Annotated in this window: 28 protein-coding genes and 3 tRNA genes; 12 read left to right on the top strand and 19 right to left on the bottom strand. The window is 40.4% G+C overall.

Going from position 1 to position 26,461, the window contains the following annotated elements:
• Positions 1-151: 151 nt before the first annotated feature.
• Positions 152-1,666 carry a glycosyltransferase family 39 protein gene (locus tag ABIS22_02275; GenBank protein MEO7740717.1) on the top strand — a complete coding sequence of 505 codons (1,515 nt, stop codon included), beginning with the start codon at positions 152-154 and terminating at the stop codon, positions 1,664-1,666.
• Here ABIS22_02275 and opgC read toward each other — a convergent pair.
• Positions 1,653-2,720, bottom strand: coding sequence for an OpgC domain-containing protein (gene opgC / locus ABIS22_02270; protein ID MEO7740716.1), 1,068 nt, complete (start codon positions 2,718-2,720; stop codon positions 1,653-1,655). The genes ABIS22_02275 and opgC overlap by 14 nt on opposite strands.
• 73 nt (positions 2,721-2,793) lie before the next feature.
• On the opposite strand from opgC, the gene bcp reads away from it, so the two are divergent.
• Positions 2,794-3,258, top strand: coding sequence for a thioredoxin-dependent thiol peroxidase (bcp, locus tag ABIS22_02265; protein MEO7740715.1), 465 nt, complete (start codon positions 2,794-2,796; stop codon positions 3,256-3,258).
• A 4-nt stretch (positions 3,259-3,262) separates the two neighbouring features.
• On the opposite strand, the gene ABIS22_02260 is transcribed toward bcp, so the two are convergent.
• A complete protein-coding gene (locus ABIS22_02260) occupies positions 3,263-3,982 on the bottom strand; it encodes a glutamine amidotransferase (GenBank protein MEO7740714.1) in 720 nt (239 codons plus the stop codon).
• Positions 3,979-5,250, bottom strand: a complete 1,272-nt coding sequence (locus tag ABIS22_02255) for a MurT ligase domain-containing protein (GenBank protein MEO7740713.1) — start codon at positions 5,248-5,250, stop codon at positions 3,979-3,981. Before ABIS22_02255 ends, ABIS22_02260 begins: the two co-directional genes overlap by 4 nt.
• A gap of 45 nt (positions 5,251-5,295) precedes the next feature.
• Between ABIS22_02255 and ABIS22_02250 the strand changes: the two genes are divergently transcribed.
• Genes ABIS22_02250 through ABIS22_02240 form a run of 3 tightly spaced genes read left to right on the top strand, consistent with a single transcriptional unit; the run spans position 5,296 to position 8,946 of the window.
• A complete protein-coding gene (locus tag ABIS22_02250; GenBank protein MEO7740712.1) occupies positions 5,296-5,679 on the top strand; it encodes a hypothetical protein in 384 nt (127 codons plus the stop codon).
• On the top strand, positions 5,667-8,120 hold the full coding sequence (locus ABIS22_02245) for an AAA family ATPase (GenBank protein ID MEO7740711.1): 2,454 nt from the start codon (positions 5,667-5,669) through the stop codon (positions 8,118-8,120). The genes ABIS22_02250 and ABIS22_02245 overlap by 13 nt, the downstream gene beginning before the upstream one ends.
• 37 nt (positions 8,121-8,157) lie before the next feature.
• A complete protein-coding gene (locus ABIS22_02240; protein ID MEO7740710.1) occupies positions 8,158-8,946 on the top strand; it encodes an ATP-grasp domain-containing protein in 789 nt (262 codons plus the stop codon).
• On the opposite strand, the gene ABIS22_02235 is transcribed toward ABIS22_02240, so the two are convergent.
• From ABIS22_02235 to ABIS22_02225, 3 genes are read right to left on the bottom strand one after another with little or no spacing between them, the layout of a single operon-like run.
• Positions 8,943-9,344: an NUDIX domain-containing protein gene (locus tag ABIS22_02235; protein ID MEO7740709.1), complete on the bottom strand. Its 402-nt coding sequence runs from the start codon at positions 9,342-9,344 to the stop codon at positions 8,943-8,945. The genes ABIS22_02240 and ABIS22_02235 overlap by 4 nt on opposite strands.
• 1 nt (position 9,345) lies before the next feature.
• On the bottom strand, positions 9,346-10,941 hold the full coding sequence (locus ABIS22_02230) for a hypothetical protein (protein ID MEO7740708.1): 1,596 nt from the start codon (positions 10,939-10,941) through the stop codon (positions 9,346-9,348).
• 50 nt (positions 10,942-10,991) lie between these two features.
• Positions 10,992-11,792 (bottom strand): SDR family NAD(P)-dependent oxidoreductase, encoded by an 801-nt coding sequence (locus tag ABIS22_02225; protein ID MEO7740707.1) that lies wholly within the window; start codon positions 11,790-11,792, stop codon positions 10,992-10,994.
• A gap of 81 nt (positions 11,793-11,873) precedes the next feature.
• Between ABIS22_02225 and ABIS22_02220 the strand changes: the two genes are divergently transcribed.
• The 5 genes from ABIS22_02220 (at position 11,874) to ABIS22_02200 (ending at position 17,221) form a co-directional block, all read left to right on the top strand.
• Positions 11,874-12,254, top strand: coding sequence for a hypothetical protein (locus ABIS22_02220; GenBank protein ID MEO7740706.1), 381 nt, complete (start codon positions 11,874-11,876; stop codon positions 12,252-12,254).
• Between the two features lie 70 nt (positions 12,255-12,324).
• On the top strand, positions 12,325-12,972 hold the full coding sequence (locus tag ABIS22_02215) for a hypothetical protein (protein MEO7740705.1): 648 nt from the start codon (positions 12,325-12,327) through the stop codon (positions 12,970-12,972).
• A gap of 10 nt (positions 12,973-12,982) precedes the next feature.
• Positions 12,983-14,197 carry a glycosyl hydrolase family 8 gene (locus ABIS22_02210; protein ID MEO7740704.1) on the top strand — a complete coding sequence of 405 codons (1,215 nt, stop codon included), beginning with the start codon at positions 12,983-12,985 and terminating at the stop codon, positions 14,195-14,197.
• A 10-nt stretch (positions 14,198-14,207) separates the two neighbouring features.
• Complete coding sequence (locus tag ABIS22_02205) at positions 14,208-15,716, top strand: glycosyltransferase (protein ID MEO7740703.1); 1,509 nt, start codon at positions 14,208-14,210, stop codon at positions 15,714-15,716.
• Complete coding sequence (locus ABIS22_02200) at positions 15,716-17,221, top strand: glycosyltransferase family 39 protein (protein ID MEO7740702.1); 1,506 nt, start codon at positions 15,716-15,718, stop codon at positions 17,219-17,221. The genes ABIS22_02205 and ABIS22_02200 overlap by 1 nt, the downstream gene beginning before the upstream one ends.
• Here the strand turns inward: ABIS22_02200 and ABIS22_02195 are convergent.
• From ABIS22_02195 to ABIS22_02150, 10 genes are all read right to left on the bottom strand, one after another.
• Positions 17,218-17,853 carry a Crp/Fnr family transcriptional regulator gene (locus ABIS22_02195; GenBank protein MEO7740701.1) on the bottom strand — a complete coding sequence of 212 codons (636 nt, stop codon included), beginning with the start codon at positions 17,851-17,853 and terminating at the stop codon, positions 17,218-17,220. The genes ABIS22_02200 and ABIS22_02195 overlap by 4 nt on opposite strands.
• Before the next feature lie 92 nt (positions 17,854-17,945).
• On the bottom strand, positions 17,946-18,797 hold the full coding sequence (locus tag ABIS22_02190; GenBank protein MEO7740700.1) for a DMT family transporter: 852 nt from the start codon (positions 18,795-18,797) through the stop codon (positions 17,946-17,948).
• Positions 18,798-18,809: 12 nt separating this feature from the next.
• On the bottom strand, positions 18,810-19,091 hold the full coding sequence (locus tag ABIS22_02185) for a DUF4287 domain-containing protein (GenBank protein MEO7740699.1): 282 nt from the start codon (positions 19,089-19,091) through the stop codon (positions 18,810-18,812).
• 69 nt (positions 19,092-19,160) lie between these two features.
• Positions 19,161-19,466, bottom strand: a complete 306-nt coding sequence (locus ABIS22_02180) for a hypothetical protein (protein MEO7740698.1) — start codon at positions 19,464-19,466, stop codon at positions 19,161-19,163.
• A gap of 103 nt (positions 19,467-19,569) precedes the next feature.
• Positions 19,570-20,148: an MFS transporter gene (locus ABIS22_02175; GenBank protein MEO7740697.1), complete on the bottom strand. Its 579-nt coding sequence runs from the start codon at positions 20,146-20,148 to the stop codon at positions 19,570-19,572.
• Between the two features lie 56 nt (positions 20,149-20,204).
• Positions 20,205-20,618, bottom strand: a complete 414-nt coding sequence (locus ABIS22_02170; protein ID MEO7740696.1) for an EVE domain-containing protein — start codon at positions 20,616-20,618, stop codon at positions 20,205-20,207.
• Between the two features lie 197 nt (positions 20,619-20,815).
• The gene (locus ABIS22_02165) at positions 20,816-21,415 is read right to left on the bottom strand and encodes an HXXEE domain-containing protein (GenBank protein MEO7740695.1); all 600 of its coding nucleotides are present in this window, start codon (positions 21,413-21,415) and stop codon (positions 20,816-20,818) included.
• Between the two features lie 31 nt (positions 21,416-21,446).
• Positions 21,447-21,523, bottom strand: a tRNA-Arg gene (locus ABIS22_02160).
• A gap of 80 nt (positions 21,524-21,603) precedes the next feature.
• Positions 21,604-22,197 carry an HD domain-containing protein gene (locus tag ABIS22_02155; protein MEO7740694.1) on the bottom strand — a complete coding sequence of 198 codons (594 nt, stop codon included), beginning with the start codon at positions 22,195-22,197 and terminating at the stop codon, positions 21,604-21,606.
• A 60-nt stretch (positions 22,198-22,257) separates the two neighbouring features.
• Positions 22,258-22,332 (bottom strand) — tRNA-Gly (locus tag ABIS22_02150).
• Between the two features lie 53 nt (positions 22,333-22,385).
• Here ABIS22_02150 and ABIS22_02145 point away from each other — a divergent pair.
• Positions 22,386-22,826 (top strand): hypothetical protein, encoded by a 441-nt coding sequence (locus ABIS22_02145; GenBank protein MEO7740693.1) that lies wholly within the window; start codon positions 22,386-22,388, stop codon positions 22,824-22,826.
• 31 nt (positions 22,827-22,857) lie between these two features.
• Here the strand turns inward: ABIS22_02145 and ABIS22_02140 are convergent.
• Both ABIS22_02140 and ABIS22_02135 read right to left on the bottom strand, forming a co-directional pair.
• A tRNA-His gene (locus ABIS22_02140) sits at positions 22,858-22,934 on the bottom strand.
• 49 nt (positions 22,935-22,983) lie between these two features.
• Entirely contained in the window at positions 22,984-24,510 is a 1,527-nt protein-coding gene (locus ABIS22_02135) for a UDP-N-acetylglucosamine 1-carboxyvinyltransferase (protein ID MEO7740692.1), read from the bottom strand.
• Between the two features lie 72 nt (positions 24,511-24,582).
• Between ABIS22_02135 and glyA the strand changes: the two genes are divergently transcribed.
• Positions 24,583-25,860, top strand: coding sequence for a serine hydroxymethyltransferase (glyA, locus tag ABIS22_02130; GenBank protein ID MEO7740691.1), 1,278 nt, complete (start codon positions 24,583-24,585; stop codon positions 25,858-25,860).
• 95 nt (positions 25,861-25,955) lie between these two features.
• On the opposite strand, the gene ABIS22_02125 is transcribed toward glyA, so the two are convergent.
• The coding region (locus ABIS22_02125; protein MEO7740690.1) for a prepilin-type N-terminal cleavage/methylation domain-containing protein at positions 25,956-26,461 on the bottom strand (506 nt) is incomplete at its 5' end.

The following is a 26,461-nucleotide window of genomic DNA, read 5'->3' as shown; positions in this document are numbered from 1 at the left end:
CTCAAACCTTCGACCTCTCGGTCCCAAACCGAGCGCGCTATCAACTGCGCCACACCCCGATGTGTGTACTTGACAGATTATATACCATTACAAGGGGTTTTGCCAGACCTGCCTGGCTATTTCATTTCAAAAAATATAAGATAGAAAACATATGAATATGTTTAAAAAGCTCGTTGAAAAAATAATGCCAAAGAAAGAATCTTGGATTGAAAAACATCATGCACTTGTAATTGCCTTAGGTGTGGTTCTATTTATGGCTATTGCACTTTGGATCGGGCTTCGTCAAAGTGTTTGGTTTGATGAAGCGTACTCAATCACAATTGCAAAATTACCACTTGGTGATTTACTCCATATGACAGGGTTAGATACCCACCCTCCACTGTATTACATGCTATTAAAAGGCTGGGCAACAGTATTTGGCTGGAATGAATTTGCACTCAGGAGTCTTAGTGTTGTCGCTGCCGGCGGTGCAGTTGCAATAGGAATACTACTTGTTCGGCGTTTATTCGGTATTCGTGCAGCACTCATAACGTTACCATTTGCAGTTATATCACCGTTTCTTCTGCGTTATGCGTTTGAGATACGGATGTATGCGCTCGCTTCATTAATATGTATTGCAGCAACGTATGTACTTGTTGTAGCGCTTGAAGCTAAGGAACGCCGACAAAAATGGCTGCTGTATGGTGGCTATGCTGCACTTGTTTCGCTGGGAGTATACACGCTTTACTACACGGTACTTATTTGGATCTCACACGTGGTCTGGCTGACATGGTTAGCGCGCAGGAACAAGCAGTCTGTCCTCAAGTCATCAGGGCTAGCGGCTTATGTTGGTAGCGTCATATTATTCCTGCCGTGGCTCCCTACGTTTGTCTCTCAAATTACAAACGGTGCGCTCGCACCGATATCACAACCCTTAACTGTCGATAATCTCATTGGTATTGTTTCATTTCAGTTTCTGTATCAGCCAGCTTGGCAATTAACGGCGCTTTGGTCTCTCGTGTTCGTTGTGCTTACTGTCGCATTGATTGTATTAACAGTAAGAGCTATCAAGTATATAAAAAAGTCAGACGTGCAGTCCATTATGCTTCTTCTCATGTATTTTATGGTTCCGATTATTATACTTACACTCGTATCACTCGTACGGGCAATGTATGTTGAGCGTTATCTTGCGCATGTTGTGCTTGGTTTGATACTACTAGTCGGTGTAATTGTATCATTCGCAATCAAAGACAATGTCCGTACTACAAAGCTGCTTGCTTCGGCTGTGCTTGTTATCATGCTTGCTGGTGTGACACAGTTAATTCAAGTAGGTAACTACAATTTCCAGCGCCTTCAGCAACCTCAGGTCAAACAAGCAGTAAGTACGATTTCATGTAAAGACGGACAAATTGTTCTTGCGGCGGATCCGTATACTGCTATAGAAATATCCTACTATCTCCCATCATCTTGTGATCTTCGGTTCTATAGCGAAACCGCTTCACTATCTGGAGGCTATGCTCCACTCAGTAATAGTCCAAAGCGAGTCGAGAATCCATCGACTGAGTTAAAGGGTGAGACAAATGTCATATACGTTTATTACGAAGGTGTACAATTGAATTTCGAAAATAAAGTTCAAACAACAAGTAACTTTGGTCCGTTACATGTCTCAAATATTAACGTGGAATAAATTTGTTGATGTGCGGTATTTTTAATATCGACCATGTCACCAAAATACATGCGAGGGCAAGTAGGGAATTTATCCAAAAATTGTCTACTTCTACTAGAAAGAACTGACATATCATTAGCGGTACGATATGAACGATATATGCGGTTAATGAGTTTTGCCCAAGTACCCGCAAGAGCCAGCTAAAATAGCGCTCAAGAAAAGGCAATATATATTGGAATAGGCTTATGAGTCCAACAAACCAAACGAATGATATTGCTATTCTAGCTAAAGTTAAGGGGTCTCGACTAAAAAGAATATTTTTGAACGTCGCTGGTTCGGTCGGTAAGATAATGGCAGCGGATATGATCGCAGTACTTAGAGTCAGGCCTATGCTCGATAACCGAATAATTCTTTTTGTTGTGGAACCAAGCTGACGGTACCAAGTAAGAAGTGCTTCAAGGTAAAAGCCAGCGATTGCTGGAATGAAGAATAATACCTGCCACTGCATCCATTCAATATCCTGTACAAGACCAATCCACCAGAGAAATCCAGATGCAACTGCGACAATCCATGCGAGGCGCTGCCTGAATAACCATATAACAAGAGGTGATATAAAGAGGAAAATCGCATAAAGATATAAGAAATGGGTGAGAGTGTGAACATAATCAAAACTAAGAACACTCGTAATCAGACCTTTCCAATCATTAGTCGGTATGGGTATATAGGCTATATTTCCTTTGAACGTGAGGAGCCACGAAATACTGACTAGCGTCAGGGTGGTGATAATCATCCAGATGTAGAGAATAATTCCTCGTTTTACAAGTTTCTTAGTTACTTCGAGCAGGGGCTTACTGCGGTCTTTATAGCCACGTATATAGCCGACAAGTAATCCAGAAATAATTACGAAGCCCTCAGCAGCAGATGTCCATAGCTCCCCTCGACCACTGACATATTGAAAAATATTTGGCCAGCGCCACAAGTGATCGACGATAATAACAAGAATAAAAAAGCCACGAAGATAATCAAGTGCAATAATGCGGTTCTTCGTTTTATTCACAAGGTTTTTGTCGTTCACTTCACATATTATAGCAAACACATTTTTAGATTCTCCTGAGAGGTTACAATAATAGGGGAGTATAATAAGTAGTATGAAAAAAGATGTCCCCTACCCTGCCCCAGATTTTTCACTAAGTGACAGTGACGGCAATAAACACCAACTGACTGATTTTACTGGAAAGTGGTTAGTGCTCTATTTTTATCCAAAAGATGAGACGCCAGGTTGTACTGTCGAGGCTTGCAGTCTTCGAGATGCTAGAGATGATATCGCTGAACTTGGCGCAGAGGTCATAGGCATCAGTCGCGATGACGCAAGCTCGCATGAGAAATTTAAAGCAAAACACACGCTTAACTTTACTCTGTTGAGTGATCCGAACAAGATAGTTATTGATAGCTACGGAGCATGGGGCAAAAAGCAATTTGGTAGCGAAGGTATACTGCGTAAGACATTTATTATTGATCCAACAGGCAATGTCGTAAAAGTATATGGACGTGTGACACCACTAGGTCATGGCGACCAAGTAATTGAAGAGCTGAAAAAATTACAAAGTGCTTAACGACTTAGCGGGGTCGCATTAGCGCGCGACTTCTAGCTTCATCTGCGAACCTATCATCAATGACTGTCGGTACAAACTCACCATAACGGCGAACAACAGCACGTTCAATCAAGAAGTCGGCAATAGCAGGGTTCTTTGGTAAGAGTGAGCCATGAAGATAGCTACCGATAATATTTTTGTACCGAACACCTTCCGTGTCATCATGCCCATTATTGCCAGCTCCTTTTACTACTCGTCCGAGAGGAGTTGCATCTTTTCCAAGAAATGTTTGGCCGCTATGATTTTCGTATCCAATAATATCGCCAAATATACTAGTTGTCGTAATGTTACCAATAAGCCTCTCATCACCAGCGTACGTTTCGATGTCCAGTAAACCGATCCCTTCAATAACTTGTCCGCTTTTTGTTTTAAAAAACTTTCCAAATAATTGATACAGACCACATATCATCAGCATAGGCGTGTCACTATCGGCTAATTTTTTTAATATTGGACCAATTCTTAATAAGTCGGCCTGAATAATATTCTGGCCAGAATCCTGCCCTCCACCTCCGATGATAATATCAACATTTTCTGGGAAGGAATCACCTTGGTTGTAGTCGAGTAAATCTACCTCATATCCGTGCCATTCCAGACGACGCTTGAGGACAAGAACGTTCCCCCAATCACCATAAATATTCATATCACGAGGGTATAACTGCAAGACTGTAATTGACTTCTTATTCATGAAATGACCTCGACGTGTGTTATTTTTCCTAGTTCTTTGCGGAGTGTAAGCATTGCAGTATATGTACAGTATATGCGCTTTGGTTCATCCGAATAGGTTGTTATGAAAGTTTGTAAAGCTTCACCTAAATCAGGTTCTATAAATGCTGCTTCAATTTCATCGTACTGTAAACGAAGGGCCATGTCATATGAACGTATGCCAGATACGACTGCAACACCTGAGGGCCTTAGGCTATCAAAGTCAACATCCCATAACCAGCTCATATCACGGCCATCAGCGTAGTTGTCATTGATCGCAATCATCGTCGCGTGATCTTCAGGTGGAAATGAACTGAGCCCTAACCTAAAACCACTTGGATTTTTTACCAACACAAGTTCAATTGGCTGACCTCCAACAGTTATTGTTTCACCTCGCCCAAAGGCTGGTTCGACATTTGAAAGGCTAGCGATAAGAGTATCGTACCGTAATTCACTACCAACGACTAGCTTCACGAGCGCAAGTGCAGCGGCAGCATTATATACATTGTATATACCTTGAAGTTTTAGGCTTGTTGATATCTGCCGACCATCTACTGTGAATTCAGCAGCTTTGCCGTTAAATGCATCAAGTGTCACTGCAGCCTGCGGCAGTTTGATAGCTTTAAGCTTTGCTCCGTGTAGCTCATCATCATTTGGGAAGAGATGGCGAACATCAGTACTCAGACCAAAAAATTCTACCTTTTGATTTACGAGACTTTGCTCAATCCGCGCAACACGCGGGTCTTCGCGGTTGAGTACGACTCCTTCTGTTGTTGCTTGTGCAATGTGGTTAAGTAAATTTGCCGTTGTGTCAATTTCTCCAAACCGATCCAATTGGTCGCGCATGACGTTAAGCAAAAGACTGAATCGAGGTGGGATACTATCAACAAAATGGACGGCATGTGCTTCATCTAGCTCTAAAACTGCAATGTCGGCATCTAGTTTCCCTTTCATATCAACCTCGCCGATAAGTGCAGCAGCAACGCCTCGAGTAAAGTTACTACCAGTCCGGTTTGTAAAAACTTTTTTTCCTTGGCTTTCAAGCAGTTCTACCACCATTTTTGTTGTTGTCGTTTTACCATTTGTACCACTGATAACGACAATTCCATCTGGTAATTGGGCTAGTGTACGTCGAATGAAATCTGGATCTATGCGTTCAACGAAAAGACCAGGAAGTGCAGAACCACCACCACGAAGTTTGGCAATATAGCGGACGGTCTTACCGAGCATTGTCACGTATGGTTTTGACATATACCTATTATAGCTTAAGCGCCTTTAGTACGTTACAATAGACGTATGTTTATCGTGGGGATTCTTTCGTGGTGGTACGGGGCAGGTTGGAGACAACGCTTCACGATTCTTCATGAACAACTCTCAGCAATGCTAGATTACTTCTCGATTGGCCTACTCGCGCGGACTCTGTTCTCTCCGTTCAGGCAAATTTCAGCTGGTCAAGTCGACGGGTCTCTTGAAGTGAAGTTACGGGCATTCGCTGATCGAGTTATATCTCGTCTCATTGGCGCCTTCGTAAGAATTGCAGTCATGATAGCTGGCATTCTCGCTATTATCGTTTATACAATTGTCAGTGCCATTGCATTACTTATTTGGGCATGCGCACCACTACTGCCATTAGTAGGGCTGACATTATTTATTGTAGGCTGGATTCCATGGAAAATATAGAACCTACATTCAATTATGATAGCCCAAGGGCTAAAAAAGCACGCATTGGTGCACGTATTGGGCAAACCTGGTATCGTTTAATGGTTGTTATTGTTACAGTCCTAATTCTAAGTGGTATTGGACTGATTATTATTGGCCAGTCGGTAGGTTGGATTCTGGTTGGATTGGCTGCATTACCGTACATGGTTTCACGGTGGTATAAGTATGAATTAAAACATATACCTTCAAGTAAAGTAGTTACAAGTATCAATGACATAATCTCTGGAGATATACTTGGGCAGTTACCGATGGTTCCGACTCCAAAAGATATTGCAAAAGCGGTAGGACGAACATCAAGTGGGCAGTTTTTTGGTGCCCGATTTGGTATTACTTCTCAGTTTTTGCAAGATATCTCATCTGACAATGCAGAAGTTAGTAATATTATTTGGCAAGAAGCGCTCAAAGTCTATAACGAAACAAAGTTGGATCATATAACAGGTAGTGTCTTAGTGGTCGCACTTATGAGAGCATATACCGATAATCAACTTCTTCTCGCACATCTCAATCTTGATGATGCTGATTTAATACGTGGTGTCTTATGGCAGCAACATATTCGTGATCTTATTGACCGCCACAGTAAACCGAAGAGAACTGGTGGAATTGCTCGTGACTGGTCATTTGGCTATATTCCTCTTCTCAATAGATTTGGTATAAATATTAGTGAGCAGATTAGTCGAGGCGGGCTGCTATCGGTTGATCTAGAAGCACATCAATCCGCGAGGGATCAGCTGATAGATATTTTTGGTACAGACGGTCGACAGAACGCGGTGCTTGTTGGACAAGCAGGTGTTGGTAAGACGACAATTGTCCATGGTTTCGCGGAGAAGCTACTTGATGCTAGTTCTCAGCTTTCCGAAAAGCTTAAGTTTCGACAAGTGTTTATTCTTGATTCATCTGCTCTGATTGCAGCTGCGCCTGGTAGAGGAGAATTAGAGAATCTAATTATGCAGGTGCTTGGTGAAGCATATAGCGCAAAAAATATTATTATTTGTCTTGATAATGCTCAACTATTTTTTGAAGAGGGAATTGGGTCTGTTGATTTATCGAATGTTCTTTTACCTATACTCGAAGTAGGTAACTTACGTATTATTCTGACGATGGATGAACAGAAGTATCTTCAAATTGGCCAGCGTAATCCTCAGCTAATAAACGCCCTGAACCGTATTTCAATTACCGAAGCCAACAAAGACGAGACTATTGCAGTCATGCGTGATCAATTAATATTGACGGAATTTAAACGTAAAGTAACCTATACATATCAGTCACTTGAAGAATCGTACCGCCTTAGCGAACGTTATGTTCATGATCTTGCTATGCCTGGGAGAGCGGTAAAGCTTATGGAATCTGCAGCTGGGTATAGTGAAACTGGACTGGTAACAATCAACTCCGTTCAGCAGGCTATCGAACAGACATCGGGTATTAAGGTTGGCGTTGAGACAGGAGTTGATGCCAGAGAAAAGCTTTTGAATTTGGAGACGCTGATACATGAACGTATGATTAACCAAACGCGAGCAGTTGGTGTTGTCAGTGATGCAATACGTCGAGCTCGTGCAGGCGTTCGTAACACAAATCGTCCGATAGGCACCTTTCTTTTCCTTGGCCCGACTGGAGTCGGTAAGACTGAACTTGCAAAGGCACTAGCAGATGTGTACTTTGGCGGAGAGGACCGAATGATTCGGCTTGATCTTAACGAGTACGTACGTCCTGAGGATGTCTCACGACTTATTGCAGATGGTGCTGATGATCCGTCAAGTTTGACAGCGCGTGCAATGAAGCAGCCATTTAGTATTGTCCTTCTTGATGAGATTGAAAAAGCACATCCGCAGGTTCTTACGACACTACTGCAATTGCTCGATGAGGGTATTCTTCGTGATATTAAAAACCGTGAAGTCAGTTTCCGTGACACAATCGTTATTGCAACGTCCAACGCAGGTGCTGATCGTATTCGTGAGTACATTGATCGGGGTTATCAGTTAGAGCAATTTGAAAAACAATTCGTTGATGAACTTATAAGTACAAATCAATTCCGTCCAGAATTTTTGAATCGCTTTGATGAAATTGTTACATTCCGCCCACTTGATAAGCCTGAACTAGTGCAGGTCATAAACCTTATCCTTGCTGGTATTAATAAAAATCTCGCTCTACAGAAAGTCAGTGTTAATGTTGAAGAAGAGGCAAAACTTCTGCTAGTTGAGCGTGGATATGACCCGCGTCTTGGTGCCCGCCCAATGCGTCGAATTGTACAAAAGGCAGTAGAGAATACGATAGCTAAGCAGATGCTCTCAGGTGCTGTGGCCCCAGGCAGTATCATCACTATTACCCGTGAACAAGTCGAACAGATACTGGGAAGTCAAGACCAGGCAAATCAGATTGCTATGTCTAGTACGATAATAAATCAGTAATATTACGCGCCAGCTAACAGTGAGTTATAATGAACTTATGCAAAGCGGAGAATACATTGTTGATCGTCGTTTGGTAAGAATAGTTCGTTATATTTGCGAGGTAAACCAGATATCACTTAAGACTTTTTCTGATGACTGGATTCTTGAACTTAATAAAGGTGACATTACCCGTCGTATTTGTGGGTATAAGTTTGCGCTTAATGATTCCGCTGCCGCTACTATTGCTCAAGATAAAGTTGCATCATATGAAGTGCTACATGCAGGTGGTGTCCCAGCTGCCGAACATCGACTGATAAGAACAAAGGCTACGAAGGATAACTGGCCAGCTATTATGTGGCCCGAGGGTATAGTCTTAAAGCCTCTTATGGGTACAAGTGGACATGGTGTAAGGGCGTTTAATGACATAGCAGAAGCGAAAAGGTCTTTAGAAGGTAGCCCAATTGAGGCATGGGCTATTTCGCCACGTCTTAATATTGCAAGAGAGATACGTCTCATCATGCTAGATGGTAAGGTTCTCGTTGCGTATTCAAAGCACCCAGTCGAAAAGCACGGACTAAAAATGTTTAATCTAGGAAAAGGTGCAACCCCTGAACTTGTTAAACCAACTTCCGCTCAAGTACTTTTTGCAGTACAATCAACGGAGGTTTTGGATTTGAGGTTAGCGTCTGTTGATGTTATTGAACTTGAGTCAGGTGAAACGATGGTACTCGAAGTCAACGACGGAATTATGATGGAATACTTCTCGAATACTTCGGAAGAATACGAACACATTGCCTATGAAGTATATAGTTCGATTATTAACGTTATGATGACTGCAAGGCTCTAGAGTAGCTTCGACAGTATCTTTTTAAGATACGGATCAACATTTAGCTGGAATGCGTCTTCAAGACTTGTCCATGTATGTGCTTGGTGCTCCTGGCTGAGTATTATGTCACTTACGTCCATGTCTATAGTGTATGTGAGCCGTACGACATGAAGATCTTTGGTTGTTACAAATATATCCTGCGCATCAATAAGCTTTGGCGCATCGGTAAGTTTAATACCAATCTCTTCGTTAACTTCACGTGTAAGCGCACTACGGAGGTCCTCTTCTGGATTTATTCGTCCACCCGGTATGTCCCATGCATGTTCTTGATTATTCGAAAGCGTATCGGTACGCTGTACGAGTAAGTAAAGACCTTTACTATTTTTTATAAGGACTTTGACACCAATCTGTAATTGCATGCTAGAGTAACTCATCTTTTTTATTGTTCAAAAATATCATCCACTGACGTACAAGACGAACCGTCGTTTTAAGTGGCAAGTCTATGACCGTGTCGAGTATTTGTGCGATTAAGTTTAATTGACCAAAACGATAAGAAATTCTTTTTCCAAGAAATATAAACGGAGCGTAAAGAAAATCTCTTATAAGCGCAATGAAACCTTGGCTGGTATTGATAAGCTCGAGTTCTTTTATTTGAAGTGTCAAACGGTATCCAAGGAAGCTTGCGGTGGAAAGGAATATGAAGAATATGAAACCCTGTGCGAGATTAAAATTTAGGGCTGCAAGACGCGAGCCAACAAGATAGAATGCTCCAATAAATACGGCAACGTAGAGGATGTTAAAGAGAGGTGTATTGCTAACGGGTTCTGTATATTTTAGTGTTGGTCGGGGAATACTAGGTTCGTCATATAACATACTTTGTATGTACGTGGCTAATGCTAGTTTATTCGCATCACCCGGAAGCTTAAATGTAAGTGCCGTTACAGCTAAGAAGACAGGAGGGAACAAGAGATTTATTAGTAAGGGAACGATAACAATTGATCCAGTTAAAAGCATGTCGTAAGGGATTTCAATCAAGAGCCCAATGAGGGCTTTTGTTATGAGAAGGAAGATAATACTTTTTACGATTCCAACGTTAACGCTTTTTCTAACGCTTTGATACTCCATGTCTATATCAGTATTGATTGCGCTGGTGAGTCGATCCTTCTTTGATAGGTCAACTGCGCGGTAGTCTTCTTTACTATCAAAGAACGTGGAGCGTATTATCTTCAAGGGTGCAGCATTTTTTAGGATTAAACGAGATAATTTAGTTGTCGCATCAAGACCGACGAGATTATCGTATTTTGTATTGAACTCAACAAACTGGCTTGCCGCTGTGGGTAATACTGCGTAGAGGTCTTGTAGCTCGCTTCGTACGTTCGCATCATCAGATTTTAACAATGCTTTATGGATGCTTATATATAGAAGTGTTGGATAGTCAGCTTTTTCTATAGGAGTGCCAGAAGTAATGACATGATCATAGCTTATAAGTTTTGTAAAATGAGAGTGTGCAAATCGCGCAAAAGAAAGAATGCGGATTGGGTTATTAAATATTTGTTCAGATTTAACAGAGAGAATTTCAAGTATCCATTTCTCAACTCTCTGAACAGGTAAGCTTGGGTATTGCTTTCGTACCATCCAGAATAGTTCATAGTAGGAGGTAATCATCTCGTCCATTTTTGTTACAGATGATAGGGGGATCGTATCGTTTTGAAGATATTCTACCTGAGTTAATTCAATAATTAGTTCTGTGCCAAGACCTGTCGGCATTTTATTTGTAGTAAATGAGAGATTACGGCGGTAGAAGCGTAGGATCGCCTTCTGTACGAGTAGGTGGTCTTCGATATTTTCAGAGGCATTGCGGAGCTGTTCATACGCGAATAAAAGAGCATTAGCAACGTTTTGTACGTGTACAGTCTGCTCGTGTTTTGAAGAATCTTCTAGTTGATCATAAGATGCAATATTGTATGATGCTTGCTCAAGAAGTTGCCCTAGTTCAGTTGTGTGATTTTTTTCCATCCTAATGAATTATACACCTATACATGAGTAATGTTTTGTATGTAGATGCCCTAGCTTCGATTAACGCGAGATGTAATTTTTAATGCGCTCTTTTTTGAGATAAAACGGAGCATGATTGCCATTGCATGGTTCCTGGAATTATCGAATATTGTCCGCTTACTTTTAATTAAGCCTTTGATGGCAGTTTTTACGGCCATATCTGCGTTAGGTAGATCTCTAGAAAATAGTTTAGATTTTGTTACTCCAGCTGTAGCGGCAAAGTTTGTCTTTGTTGGTCCTGGGCAAAAGACAGATACTGTGACACCAGTATTTTTAACCTCTTCACTCAAAGCTTCACTAAAGTGTAGAACGTACGCCTTAGTTGCATAGTACACTGCCATAAAAGGGCCTGGAGTAGTTGCGGCAAGTGAAGCAATATTTAAAATCATACCACTATCACGTTTTAACATATCCACTAGGAATAGTTTTGTTAAAAGTGTGAGTGTGATCATATTGAGAGTCATTTCATCTTCCTCTTTCGTATAATCAATTTCAGAAAATGCTCCAGCACTACCAAAGCCGGCATTATTTATAAGTATATCGATACAAACATCTTTTTTGCGTATTAAATCATATAGGACTCGTGCAGAATTTGGCTGGCTTAGATCTAAACTTATCGATAGAATAGTACTTGAGCAAAGTTTTCTAATGCTTTCAGCTGCTGCTTCAAGTTTTGGCTTATCATTAGCTACCATGACTACTGAGTAGCCGTGAAGTGCAAAGTATTTTACGAAAGCATAGCCAAGGCCACTCGATGCTCCAGTTATAAGAACCGTCTTTTGATTAACAGGATCTATATATTGCTTAGACATTCACTAAATATACGTACCTATGCTCAGTTGGTCTGTAAGATATCTTACGGTGATTCATTAACATAGATGTATACTAACTACATGAAACCAACTACAACTTATATACCAGGTGTTTGTAACATTAATCATAGTGAGATAAAAAAGAGACAAACAATTGGCGTTGTAGGACTCGTTGCTTTGGTTATCCTCGCGGTAGTTTTAGTGCTTCTTCACGCTCCACTTCCCCTTAGGTTGACTGTATTTTTTCCTGCATTTTTAATGGCAACAGGATTTTTACAAGCGAAGAATAAATTCTGCGTAGGTTACGCTTCAGCTGGAATGTATCATACTGATGATGAAGCTGCCAAGGTTGAAATGAAAGAGTCAATTGCACTTGATAAGGCGCGTGCTCGCAAAATGAATTTTCAGGTACTATTCATTGCGCTTGCTATTACTGCTCTCTTTTTTGTGATTCCAGCCTAGTTTAAAATAAATGTTTTCTATTGTGATTTATCTTACATACGTACATCTTAGCTAAGGGTACTATAAAGATATGATTACTATAAATACACGAATTTTTAAACAATATATTTTTATAGCAATACTTGTTATAGCTGCAAGCGTGCTTACAGTAGGTGCTAGTACTACTCCTACTCAGGCACTGTCTTTAAAAGATGTTATTAATATTATATTACCTACTACACCTACTACCGATCAAAATCAAAAAGATAAAACGGTCATGAGTAATAGTACCATTGCCAAGCCAACTGTTACTGTTCCAGTAGTTCCGATACCCCCAATTGTTACTCCTCAGCAATCTACTACGAATCCTGTTCAGGTTGCTCCAGTCAGTCCACCAGCTCCAGTAGCTCCAGTAGCTAAAGAGTCTCCTGTCCCACTTGTGAGCGCAATACCTGAAGCCTCAAATGCAAATTCTGAAATGCAGGCAGTTGCTCCAGTAGTAGATACATCTGCAGCAGCTACTCAACTCGCCTCTTACCAGGCCGGACACTCAATCATGCCAGCATTTTACAGTAGCTCAAAAATCAGTCAATCTGAGCGCGATAGACTTTATGCAGTAGGTGCAGCTGGCGCTATCGTTGGAACACTTCTATACGTGTTTTCATACAGATATTCAAGGCAGTGGATGTATGCAAATGTCGTCGGCTCAAATCCATCATTAGCATTAAATAAGCAATAGGAGCACCTGAATGACAAAAAAATTTATCATCCAGTTTATTGCAGTTGTGCTTATAGTCTCAAGTGCGGGTGTAGCTGTGTATGCAACTTTCAGAAGTAGTGATAACGCTGATAAGAATCTTGTTTTTTCTGACAGGACACTCTTGTCTGGTCTATGGGACAACTATAAGAAAGTATATTGGGAGAAAGATACTGGGAGAACGCTTGATAAGCAACAAAATAATATAACTACTTCTGAAGGCCAGAGCTACACTATGCTGCGTGCCGTATGGCAAAGTGATCGTGATACGTTCGATAAGTCATGGACTTGGACAAAAGGTCACATGAATCGTCCTAATGACGCGCTGTTCGCATGGAAATGGGGTCAAAAGAGTGATGGGACGTATGGAACGTTAACTGATCAGGGAGGCCAAAATACTGCATCTGATGCAGATAGTGACATTGCTCTATCTCTTATTATGGCTGCAAGTCGTTGGCAAAATCAGAGTTATCTGAATGAAGCAAAAGCGATCGTAAGTGATATGTGGAAAAACGAAGTCATTACAGTAAAAGGTACTCCATATCTTGCATCTAATAACCTTGAGAAAGATTCAAGTAAGGATGCTATCGTTAACCCGTCATATTTTGCACCATACGCGTATCGATTGTTTGCAAAGATCGACAAAGACCATGACTGGAGCGGATTAGTCACATCATCATATGACGTTATAAATAAATCTATTGATTTAAAACTTGATAAGGGATCATCAGCAAAGATTGTCCCAGACTGGATTGCTCTCAATAAAGATACTGGTGAATTAGCAGCGGTTCAAGATACATCAACACTCACGACAAACTATGGGTACGATGCTATGAGGACGCCGTTTCGATTAGCACTTGACTATCAGTGGAATCAGGAACCCCGTGCTAAGGATACACTTTCAAAACTTAGCTTCTTTAAAGATCAGTGGGAGAAGAATGGGAAAATATATTCGACATATGCTCATGATGGGAGTGTCATAAAATCAGATGAGGTTGCAGAAACCTATGCGACAGTTCTAGGTTATTTCTCAGTCGTTGAACCAACGATCGCAAGCGAGATATATGATAAAAAACTAAAACCACTCTATGATCAAAATACAAACTCGTGGACAAATCCTATGACGTACTATGGAGACAACTGGGCATGGTTTGGAATTGCGCTTCATGACAATAAACTAGATAATTTATCGGCAGATTTAAAGTAGGTATAGTGAAATGGAATTTTTAAAAACAACTCGCGTGAGCCCACTCTTCCTCATACTTAACATGGTTTTGTCGGTTACTTATTTCATTTTCATAGCACTATTTTTCAAGGTTGGTAACCCGTTTCTATTTGCACTTTTAATAATTGGTGAAGTCTTTCATTTATGGCAAGTTTTTGGATATATTCATAGCGTATGGCCGCGTAAGCGTCAGAAGGATTTCGACCCTTCTTTTAAGCCAAATGTTGCAGTATATATTACTGTTTGTGGTGAGCCGACTGATATCGTTGAAGAGACTGTTAAGGCTGTATTAAAAATGGACTACCCAACGTACTCTGTCTATATTCTTAATGATGGTTTTGTTGCGAATAGAGACAACTGGAAAGAAGCGGAGGTACTCGCGGATAAATATGGTATCAAATGTCTAACTCGTAAAAAACCAGGGGGTGCCAAGGCGGGTAATATAAACCACGCTCTCTCAAAAACAAAAGAGCCATTTGTTGTTATATTTGATGCCGACCATGTACCGAAGCATTCCTTTCTTGCAAAAATGATGGGGTACTTTACTGATGAGAAGGTTGCATTTGTTCAATCACCTCAATATTACAAGAATCATAATGAGAATATGGTCACTGGTGGAGCATGGGATCAGCAGGCGCTTTTCTTCGGAGCAATTTTACAAGGAAAAGATTCATCAAACACTGCATTTATGTGTGGAACAAATATGATTCTTCGTCGAAAAACTCTACTTGAGGCCGGAGGAATGAGTGAGACAAGTATTGCTGAGGATTTTTTGACATCTTTACTCATACATGAAAAAGGTGGTAAGTCCATATATGTTGGTGAAGTTCTTGCCGAAGGACTTGCACCTGAAGACTTTCTTTCGTATTACAAGCAGCAATTTCGTTGGGCACGAGGTAGTCTAGAGGTTGTATTTCGATTTAACCCATTTTTCCGTAAAAGCCTAACACTATCACAGCGTATTCAATATCTTTCATCGGCTAGTTTTTATTTATCTGGACTAATCGTATTTCTTAATGCCGTTATGCCGCTCATTTACTTTTATAGTGGACTTGAGCCGCTATCAATAAGTACGATGACACTAGCGCTAATATTTTTGCCCTATATTTTTATCGTTTTATATACCATTCAACTTACAAGTAACTTTTCATATACATTCCGTGCATTATCTTTCAGCCTCAGCTCATTTCCGATTCATATAAAAGCAGTATGGCAAATTCTTACTGGTAAAAAGAGTGGATTCGTCGTTACTTCAAAGAAAAAGGTGAGTGGTAATCATGGATACCTTGTTACACCCCATCTTGTTTACATCGCTCTTGCTGTGTTCGGTGTGCTTGTTGGTTTTCTACGTGAAGGATTCAGCCCATCCATCATTACAAACGCAACATGGGTAATTATATACATTGCTATATTTGTACCATTTATAAGTGCTGCATTTGAAAAAGATAAACCAGATAAAACTGAAGAGATAGCATTAGCTGTTGAAGGAGAAACAGTATAATGAAATTCTTAACATCGTTTGTAGCAAATAAAAAATTTCTGATATACCTTTCTCTTTTTTGCATGATGCTGTTTGCTATCTACTTCAGTGTGACAGTTTTTGCTCATACGAGTCTTCGTCTTGACGAAGCGCAAAGTTTATTCCAGACAAACCGTGATGTACCTGGACTTCTTAACTTGGTAGCGCAGGATGTGCATGTGCCTCTTTACCACATCCTACTTCACTATTGGCAGGTCTTATTTGGTAACGACATATTTACCGCGCGCATGATGTCACTAGTCTTCTTCGTCGCTACTATACCGGCTGTTTATTTTCTTGCGACATATATATTTAATAGACGAGTAGGTCTATTTGCGGCACTTCTCATCACAATATCACCATTCATGGACTGGTATGGATCCGAAGCGCGCATGTATTCAATGCTCGCATTTTTTACAGTTGTACATCAACTTGCATTTATGAAACTATTTCGCGAAGGTAAGCCTGTACACTGGGTATGGTTTACGGTAACCGCGATCTTAGGGATATATAGCCATTATTTCTTTGCCTTTGTGTTGCTCGCGGAAATAGTATTCTTCATACTTGCACGAAAAGAATTCGCCGTCAAAAAAGCATTTCGGAAGTTTACGATTTCAGGCATTTTGGTAGCGGCATCAATTGCACCGTGGCTATATTATGTATACAAACTGGGAACTGCAAGTAACACACAGCCAAGCCTAATGGAGCCGACAAGTGTCGATTTATTTAATACGTATGCTCAATTTATTTTTGGGTTTCAGGTTGATAGTTTGAACACTGTTATCGTATCGCTTTGGCCAATAGTTGTATTGCTTGCGTTCTTTGGATTACAAAAAAGTCGCAAAACGACAAAAGAAGCATTATTTCTTGTTGCTGCATCGGTCGTGCCGGTACTAGGGGCATTTTTTATAAGCGTCACTCTACGTCCATTCTACCAAAGCCGTTATTTGATTGTGGCATTACCAGCACTTGTCATATTTATTGCATGGATAATATCAACGTATCCTAAAAAGTTAGCACTTGCTCTTAGGGCCATCCTTGTAGCTGGTATTCTTGGGCTATTTGTCGTTCAGACTCTCAATCCTGCCACACCCGTTAAGGAAGATTACAGCCAGGCAGTAGGTTATCTAAATAATAAGGCAACAAGTAAAGATGTCATCGTTTTATCTGCTCCATTTACAATCTATCCTACAGAGTACTATTACACAGGTCCAGCAAAAGTAACGACACAACCTATATGGAATAGATTTGAACAGGGAAGTGTTCCTGCATTTGATCCGGCAAAACTCGATGCAGAAGTAAAATCAAATACTGACTCATACCAAACTGCGTGGCTTATGCTGAGTTATGATCAGGGTTATAACGAAAAGATAAAAAATTACTATGATAATCATTTCGAGCGCATGAGTCAGAAAGAGTTTTCAAAAAATCTCTGGGTATACAGCTATAAGGTGAGATATGATCCACCGATCGCTATAACGAATTAAATAGTATCAACGATCTCTGCCAATTTATTAGTATGGATAGTGATATTTTGCTTACCGTAGTCTATAAATCCTTCTTGCTTTAATACGCGAAGCTCAAGAGAAGCTGTTTCTCGAGTAATGCCAACAAGGTTTGCAACATTTTGATGCGTCAGCGGTAACGATGAATCATCACCATCGTCACTTTCCTGAAAGCGAAGCCCGATGTGATATAGCATGTGTGTAATTTTATCTCTCGCTTTTGGCTTAAGTGTAGAGCTAATATGCTCAAGTAGTTGTCGTTGCTTCATACTGATTGCAAGATTGATTTCTGACTTTGCCTCACCATCGTCTTTTATGTGATACAAAAACTCATCCTTGGGAACGACAAACACTTCCGTATCAACATGGGCAGTATAAAAAAACGGCGAAACAGTGCTGGCATCAAATAGCCATTCGAGTGGAATGACATCATATTTCTTTGCTAGCCACAGCATCTGCTCAAAGCCTTCAATAGATATATCGCTAATTTTTACTAGTCCCGAGCGAACGGCGAAAATTGACGTAGGTATTTCACCTTGCTGTAACAATATTTCATTTTTAGTGAAAAGTTTAATGGGTTGGGAACGGATAAATTCTGCAATTGTTTGTCTCATATAGTAAATAGTATAGTCTTTTTGACTTGACAGTAATAGTAGAAGTATTGTATTTCGTGTGAATGGCAAGTACTTTCTATATTATGTGTATACTAAAATACTATAAGCATGACACCAATAAAACAGATGAGTGAGGCAGCTAGCTTTATCCTTAATCGGTTACGTTCCCCCGGGAGGAATAAGAGTGCTAGTAGAACAGTGACGATTATTGAGGTTTGCCGTAGTGGGGTGACGACAGAAAAAGTTCCTTCTTTATACGCAAATAACATAGCGACACTACCAATTGCATAAAGTACTCCAAGAACGAGGAGTTTTGGGAATAATTTACCCGTCAAGAGTGGAGGCATTTTATGCATTGAGCTTGGCTTTGCCGTAAATGCAACAATGGCTGTTCCTATGAAGCTAATCGCAGCCCAAGATAGTCCGTCCGTATGGCGGCCCACGTATGACCAACTCGTAATAGCAATACCAAATAATATTCCCGTGAGAAGACCAAGGGCCGTTCCTTTATCTATAGTAAGTGAACGTATATTTTTAATAAGCAGGCCAACACTTGCAAAAATGAAGAGCGAACCCACGAGCTGTAATATAGTGAGAGACTCGTGAAAAAGGATAATACCGAGCATCATAATCCAGATAGCCTGAGTTGCAAAAAGGACTGAGAATGCAGATGCCTCTACTATCTGAAGAGTCTTCGCATAAATGATATGACCAATTCCAAATGCAACAACCGAAATAATGGCGGGGATAATAAGCTTCTCTATATTTGGTAATTTGAAACCAATAATAATGGCAAGTACGGTTAAGAGAATTCCTACAAGGCCTTGGAATATAACGGCATATGCATACGGGTCAGTTTTATCTTTAAAGAGTAGTATTCGCTGCAGTAATACAGACGAAGATAATGTCAGAACACTTATAGCTGTGAAAAGTTGCCATGACATAGTTCTTACAGCCTAGCTATCCTTGCCGTCGAGCTTCAGGGTATTTGATGCGTCTCTATGAACACCGGTACCCCCAACATTATTATCGGGTATTGTATCCCCATTTCTGATGATATGTACTATTGCCATCGCGTGTCCGCGTCCAAGGTCAAAATCTTCTTTTAACCAATTAATAATCACCATAGATTTTGTTGCTGGATTGTCGTAGCCTTTTTGTTTTGTAAGCTCAATAAGATCGTTAGGAGTTTTGCCAGTTTTAGCTTCAATGTTATCAAGATAGGCTTGGAATGACATGATACCTTCATTGTAGCAGACATCATACAGTCGGTTACCAAACCATGACGAGATGGGTACTTAGTACCGTTACTTTTTAATTTTTTCTACTAGCTTCATGGAGAGATAGCCAACTAGTACGGCAGATATAATGTAGAGTGCTAGGTATATAGGCCAATCAGGGACTGAAGTTTCGTACGTATTTGTCATATAAGCAACACCAAGGACAATGATTTCAAATAAGATAATACCAACACAGGCAGCAATACCTTGCCTCTTAGAGGGTGTTTTCCTGTCAATTAGTTTATGCATAAGCAATGAAATTGTTGCAAAAAAGAGGACTTCAACAAGCGCTGCAGAGATAGACATCATGATAGCAAGTGTAATGAATAGCATATATATTAGTATAACCTAGTGAGAATAATCAATTTGATATGCATACACGTATAATTGTCTTTCCTATTCGAAATAGTAGAAGCTACAAAAGATAATTTTTATTTTATAGATTTATCTTAGACATGTTTGAGCGCAGGTTTATGATCGCAAGATATGTCGCCAAAAGTTGTATTGCTAGCATAGCAATAAAGAGACTATGAAAACCTCCAAATTTATACAGAATTCCACCACTAAATGACGCAATAGCAATGAGAATGTAATTCTCGCCATCGAATAGACCCCATTGACCAGCTTCTTTGCCTTTTTTCTGAGCTCTCGCATAGCTGGCACGTGCTGCCGGTGTCATAATGCCCATCGCAAACGCTAGTAGTATTTGAAGTGCATAGAATTGATGGACTGTATGAACATATAAAAATCCGATCGCTATAATAACAAATAGACCATAACCAATTACGAGCATGAGAGCTGGATTATATTTCTTAGAATTTTCTAGCCGTCCAAAAAGCATCATAAGTAGCCCTGTCAGTAACGCGTATATACTCCATAGAAAGCTTACATCAAAACTTGTGCCACCAAGTTTTAACACGAATATAGCATATAGAGGTGCATAAACTCCCCAGCCAAGATTATTTGCATAGCTAGCCAAAAGGAGGAACTTTATATTTTTTTTATTTTTTGCCATTGTTTCTAAAATCAGTATAACAGGTAAATACAGACCTTCATGCTCATTTTTTCAAACTAATAAGATAGTGCATGCTTTATTGTCGTAAAGTCTCGTTCACTGATTTCTATGACGCCAAATCTAAATTTATATCCCCATTGGATTTTATTTTCGATAAAATCAAGAGATTCAATAAGAGGCTTAATCGGTGCTTCTCTAATATTTTCAAACTGAACATTACGGCGCCATGGGTTAAATGAGCTATTTACTTCACTTTGGTATGGTTCATCGTCTATAATCTCTCCAAGTGCCGTGAACGTCTGAAGTGGTTCGCCATTTTCAAACTTCGTTTTCGGCGAATAGAATATCAACCAGTCTCCTCTATTCATTTTACGAAGCGCCCCAGGCTTACCGTGATTTGCTTGCGTAAAGCCACCCTCGATGCCACGTTGAACATGATCACTGCTTACTACATTAATCCAGTACTTCATATTATTAATTCATGCCTACCCAGTATCTGAGCTAAGATTGAAGAAAGGTATCGTTTCATGTCCTTATCATAACAAATTAGTCAAAGCTCCCATTTTCAGACTGGTCTATAAAAAATAGAACTTGAATCAGCAGTTCTATTTTAGTAATTATCGAAAATGGTACAGCGTTATATACGAAATTAGAACTAAATTAAAAGTTATTTAAAATGATATGGCGTATTCTTTTTTCCTAATAGTGTGATCATTTTGAGAACGCCAAAATAATTGAGGATAATACCCAATACTAAGCCGATAATAAAATTATTAACATCTAAAAGGTTTGTTTGAATAACAAACTGGAAAAATATTATTGTCGTGGGTAAGAATATGCCAAGAGCTGTCGCCATGCCTGGGTTATAGAGGGTTTTCCCTTTTATATTAAATAAGAATGTATGCGCTACAACGTTTCCAATAGAAATCATAATCGAGGTAACAGCCAGCCAAACCGCATGATCGGCGAAGATTATTGCCAAAATATATAATAACCATCCGAGTAGTACATTGATAATAAGCGCCGTATTCGGATTAAGCGGATAACGATTGGGTGTTTTGCTATGAAACATAACAGTGTTAATCATGCGAGGGAAATGTCCAGGTAATACATATTCTTCAAACTGATGTAGCAATAAACCAACAAAACTAATGCTGATTAAAATACGAAAACTAGATAATTGATTAAGTCCTGATAAGAGATATGTTGAAAAAAGAATGGCGACTACGAACCCGATGTGGAACCAATGGTTCCTAAGGAATTTCATAATACAAATATATCACATTATGTTTATGCTTTGGTACCCCGAGCAGGATTTGAACCTGCGACCTTAGGCTTAGAAGTCCTCTGCTCTATCCAGCTGAGCTATCGGGGCGTACTTGGCTATTATAACATCATGAGTATGCTAACTACCCAAAACATGAGACAGGGTAGGCCTAATATTTTATTAATATATTATACTTTGGGCTGATCGTAATACGTAGTCTTGCTATGCTCTATGAGTCCTTCGAATATTTCCCGGCAGTAGCTGGATGATTTTTCTAAGAGCTCACCATATTTAACCACAAATTTTTCGTAATTTATATCTATTTCGGCGTAAGGTCGCCAGGAGTCCATATCGCCCATTATGAGTCCTTGCATTTTGTCTACCGTCCACACGAATAGAGATTCATCATCTTGTTTCAGCTCATACTTTTGCATTGATGAGACCATATCATTGAATCCACTAAATTCTTCTGACAATCTATTTAATGATTGTTGCTCACGATATATTTTTGCGTTTCGCTCTTCAGCACTAGCAAATGTGTTGACATCACCAGCATAGCGCTCAACAAAGTCGTGAGTAATCGCATACTTAAGAATACTTCCTATGTTCAAGTCTATTTTATATTTATCGTGTATATACCAGCACAAAACCGCAACAGTCATGCTATGTTCTATATCATTTTCACGTCGCTCAGTGTTCGCAAGGTAGTGGTTACGATTTATTAAAGAGAGATCTATAATCATCTGCTGTAATGAATTGAAAAGGGGATCAGTCTTTGGCATAGTTTGATTATAACAAAAAAGACGTCAGAAAAAATTCTGGCGTCTTAAAAAATCTATCTGTGGTGCGGGCGGAGAGAATCGAACTCTCATCGCTTGCTTGGAAGGCAGGCATATTAGCCATTATACGACGCCCGCAGACTCTCTGTATTATACCAGTAACTTTGCTATAATAAAAAGCATAACAAGTTATGATACATGATTACATTAATCCATCGTCAACTCCCTTTGATAATACCGATGCAACTGCTATGACTCATCGGACTGCCAATCAGTCTTTTAATAAACGTCGTGAAATTGAAAATAACCGTTCAACAATTGGGTCCTACGAAGATGCTGCAACAAAAGCACGCATAGAAGCTCATAAAAGTATGGGTGCTGACATAGAGCCAAGTATACTGAAGACTGATTACTATAGTGAGGTGCGTGAATCACTAGGTATCAAGAGTGACATTAAAAGAAACCCGTACAGAATGGATAGACAGGAAAATAGAACAAAAGCTGGCCGTACTGATAAGAGGCCGGAGCGTCAGTCGTCAAATTCAAAAACTGGTGGATTAACAATACCAAAACGTCCAAGTACTCCAGCATTTCGCGAGCCGCAGGGCAGATCGTTTAATCCATTTAGCTAAAAAAGTAGTCCCAAAAGACTACTTTTTAATTTGGGGCGAATGATGGGGATTGAACCCACTACCTTCGGAACCACAACCCGACGCTCTAACCAGATGAGCTACATTCGCCATATGCTACGCACCTAATGATAGCATATCTAACAGATGCAGACCATACTTACATCTCGAGGACGGTTTCAATATCTGCGCCAAGTGAGTTGAGACGAGTTGCAAGTTCTTCGTATCCACGATTGATTGAATAAACATCACGAAGGATTGATGTTCCAGGAGCAGCCAGCATCGCAAGCAGTACTACAACAGATGGTCTAAGCGCAGGTGGTGCAACGACATCAGCTGGCTTCCATTTTGTTGGACCTGTAATATAGACGCGATGTGGATCGACAAGTTCGATATTTGCGTTTAGCTTCGAGAGTTCTGTAAAGTAAATTGCGCGATTCTCATACGACCAATCATGTACGAGCGTCCGGCCGTGGGCTACCGTTGCAATTAAACCAAGGAATGGGAGATTATCCATGTTTACACCAGGGAAGGGCATGCTATGCAACTTGTCCTTAGGCGCATGAAGCGTTGAGTGCTTGAGGTGAATATCGACAAGACGCGTATGATTGTTTCTTGCCTTGTATTCATCACTAAGTTCAAACTCTAGGCCCATACCTTCAAGAACGGCTAACTCGATTTCGAGGAATTCAATTGGTGCTCGTGTTATTGTAATTTCTGATTTTGTCACTAATGCTGCAGCAACAAAGCTCATAGCTTCGATCGGATCCTCACTAGGGTAATATTCAACATCCATGTCGATAGAATCAACACCGTGTATTGTTAAAGTCGTGGTTCCTATTCCATCAATTTTTACACCTAATTTTTGCACAAAATAACAAACATCCTGAACCATATAGTTAAAGCTAATGTTACGTATGACAGTTTTTCCAGGATAGAGTGCTGCTGCCATAATAATATTTTCAGAAACAGTCTCGCCGCGTTCAGTAAGTAAGATCGCACGGTCAACACCAACTTTTTTTGAAGTAGCATGGTAGTAGTTTGTTGTCGCTTCAACAGATAGACCAAATGGAGCTAGGCCTACCATGTGAGGCTCTACGGTTCGTGTTCCTAAATTACAGCCACCAGCAAATGGTATCTTAAAATCACGGTATTGATGCAAAAGAGGGCCGAGGAACATGATGATAGAGCGCGTTCGCTTAGCGGCTTCTGCATCCATCTTTTCAAGCTGCAGGCGTTTTGGAGGTACGATCTCTAGGTCATTATGTGGTAGCCATTTTGTTTTAACGCCAATACTATTTAAAACTTCAATAATACGATTGACCTCTTCAATCCGAGCAACTCTGCGGAGAGTTGTTTTTCCTTTATTTAGGAGACTTGCGCACAAAAGACCAACAGCTGCATTCTTACTTGTCTTTACTTCGATTGATCCAGATAATGTTCGGCCACCATTTACCTGAAAGTTTATTTTTCCTGTTTGGTTGAGCGTGACAATATTGCGAGATAGTACGTCGCTGATACGCGCGATCATCTCAAGGCTGATGTTCTGACCACCTTTTTCAATACGGTTAATAGCGCTCTGACTTGTGTTGAGCGCTTCGGCTAGCTGCGTTTGAGTAAACCCACGGTGCTGCCTTGTTTCTTGAATGAGTTGACCAATTTTCAATTTATAGTTGTCTGGTTCCATGTCACTTATGTTATATCATCTATGATATAAAGTCAATGGTGTATAATAGTATATAAAGAGGAGATACGTGGTATGAAAGACACAATAATTGCCGATTTAATTGCAGGCGAAGAAACCCGTGAGCGCGAAGGTTTAGAGCTCATCCCAAGTGAAAACTATGTTAGTCGTGATGTCCTAACTGCTTTAGGAAGTGTCTTTACAAATAAGTATTCTGAAGGGTATCCGGGAAAACGTTACTACGGTGGTCAGGAATTTACCGATCAGGTAGAGCAGCTCGCAATTGACCGCGCAAAACAGTTATTTGGAGCCAATCATGCGAATGTTCAGCCGCACAGCGGCGCTCCTGCTAACGAAGCAGTGTATAGTGCATGGCTGAAGCCAGGTGACACAGTTTTAGCGATGGACTTATCTCATGGTGGGCACTTAACACACGGTGCGCCAGTAACTCGTAGCGCACAACTATACAACTTCATTCGTTATAAAATGAAAAATATCGAAACCGGCGAAATTGATTATGACGAACTTCTTGCTCTCGCTTTAGAGCACAAACCCAAGATTATCATCGCTGGATTCAGTGCGTACCCTCGTGAACTTGACTACGCAAAGTTTGCAGCAATTGGTAATGAAGTCGGGGCACTACTTATGGCAGATATGGCACATATTGCTGGATTGATTGTCGGTGGTGTTGCAAAGAATCCATTTGACTATGGGTTCCATGTTATCACGACAACAACGCATAAAACTCTTCGTGGTCCACGCGGCGGTCTCATCCTCACAAAAGGTAAAGTCGGTAATCCGCTTAGGGCTCCTGAAAAGACAATAGAAAACATCCCAACACTTATTGATCGCTCAATCTTTCCTGGTATGCAGGGAGGCCCTCATATGCATGTCATTGCAGCGAAGGCAGTTGCTTTTGGTGAAGCGCTTAAGCCAGAATTTAAGCAATATGCGGCTCAAATAGTTAAAAATGCTGCAGTCCTCGCAGATGAGCTTCAAAAACGTGGATTTAAGCTTGTAACGGGCGGAACTAGCAATCATTTGATTCTTGCCGATGTTTACAAAAGCTTTGGTATTGATGGCAAAGTAGCCGAGATTGCAATTGATAAGATTGGTCTGACACTTAATGCCAACTCAGTTGCCGATGATCCACTCCCGCCTTTCCGCCCAAGTGGTATTAGGTTAGGCACTCCAGCAGTGACTACAAGAGGGTTGAAAGAAGAACACATGGCGACACTGGCCGAATGGATGAAAAAGGCGATTGACGCGCGCGAGGATGATGAAGCTTTGAATGCACTTCGCATTGAGGTGAAGGAATTCACAAAGCAATTCCCATTACCGAGTGATAAATAATTGTAGTTAAAAATAAGTTCATTAGCTACATAGATGTATGCAAATTAAATACTCCGTTCAGTTAAACGGAGTATTTAATTTGCATAGAGAGTTGACTAAGGGCAAACACCTACATCAGATGTCTTAACAGTGCTACCAACAGGATCTGGGTAGTACACGCGCATCCCTTTACCAGTTGTACAATAGGATACGTAGTAATAGTTGACTGTTGAGCTGATATTAATTGCAACATTTGCTTGTGCCAGCGATGGTCCACTACCATAAGCTACGACTGCGAAAATAGCGACAGAAGCAGGTAGTTTGGTCTCATTAGTAGCATTAAATAGTGCCGTAAGCGTTCCTCCAGTGGTTGTTTGCGTAGTTACACTAGCTAAATCGGAGCCTGCCGCAGTAAGAGCGTAGTTATTGTTAATTGCAGCATACGACTCACCCTTCTTGATAATTGATGTGACATCAGTTACGTACTGAGCAGCTTTTGCACGTGATGTTACGCCCTGATAAGCAACAATAATGATCGCGGCTAAAATACCAATGACCACAATGACGATCAAGAGCTCAACGATCGTAAAGCCTTTTTCTGACTTCATTTTTTTAATATTTG

Source organism: Candidatus Saccharimonadales bacterium (assembly GCA_039928925.1).
GTDB lineage: Bacteria > Patescibacteriota > Saccharimonadia > Saccharimonadales > Saccharimonadaceae > UBA6022.
The sequence above is the reverse complement of the archived record's forward strand: the minus strand, read 5'-3'. Positions and strand labels throughout refer to the sequence as shown.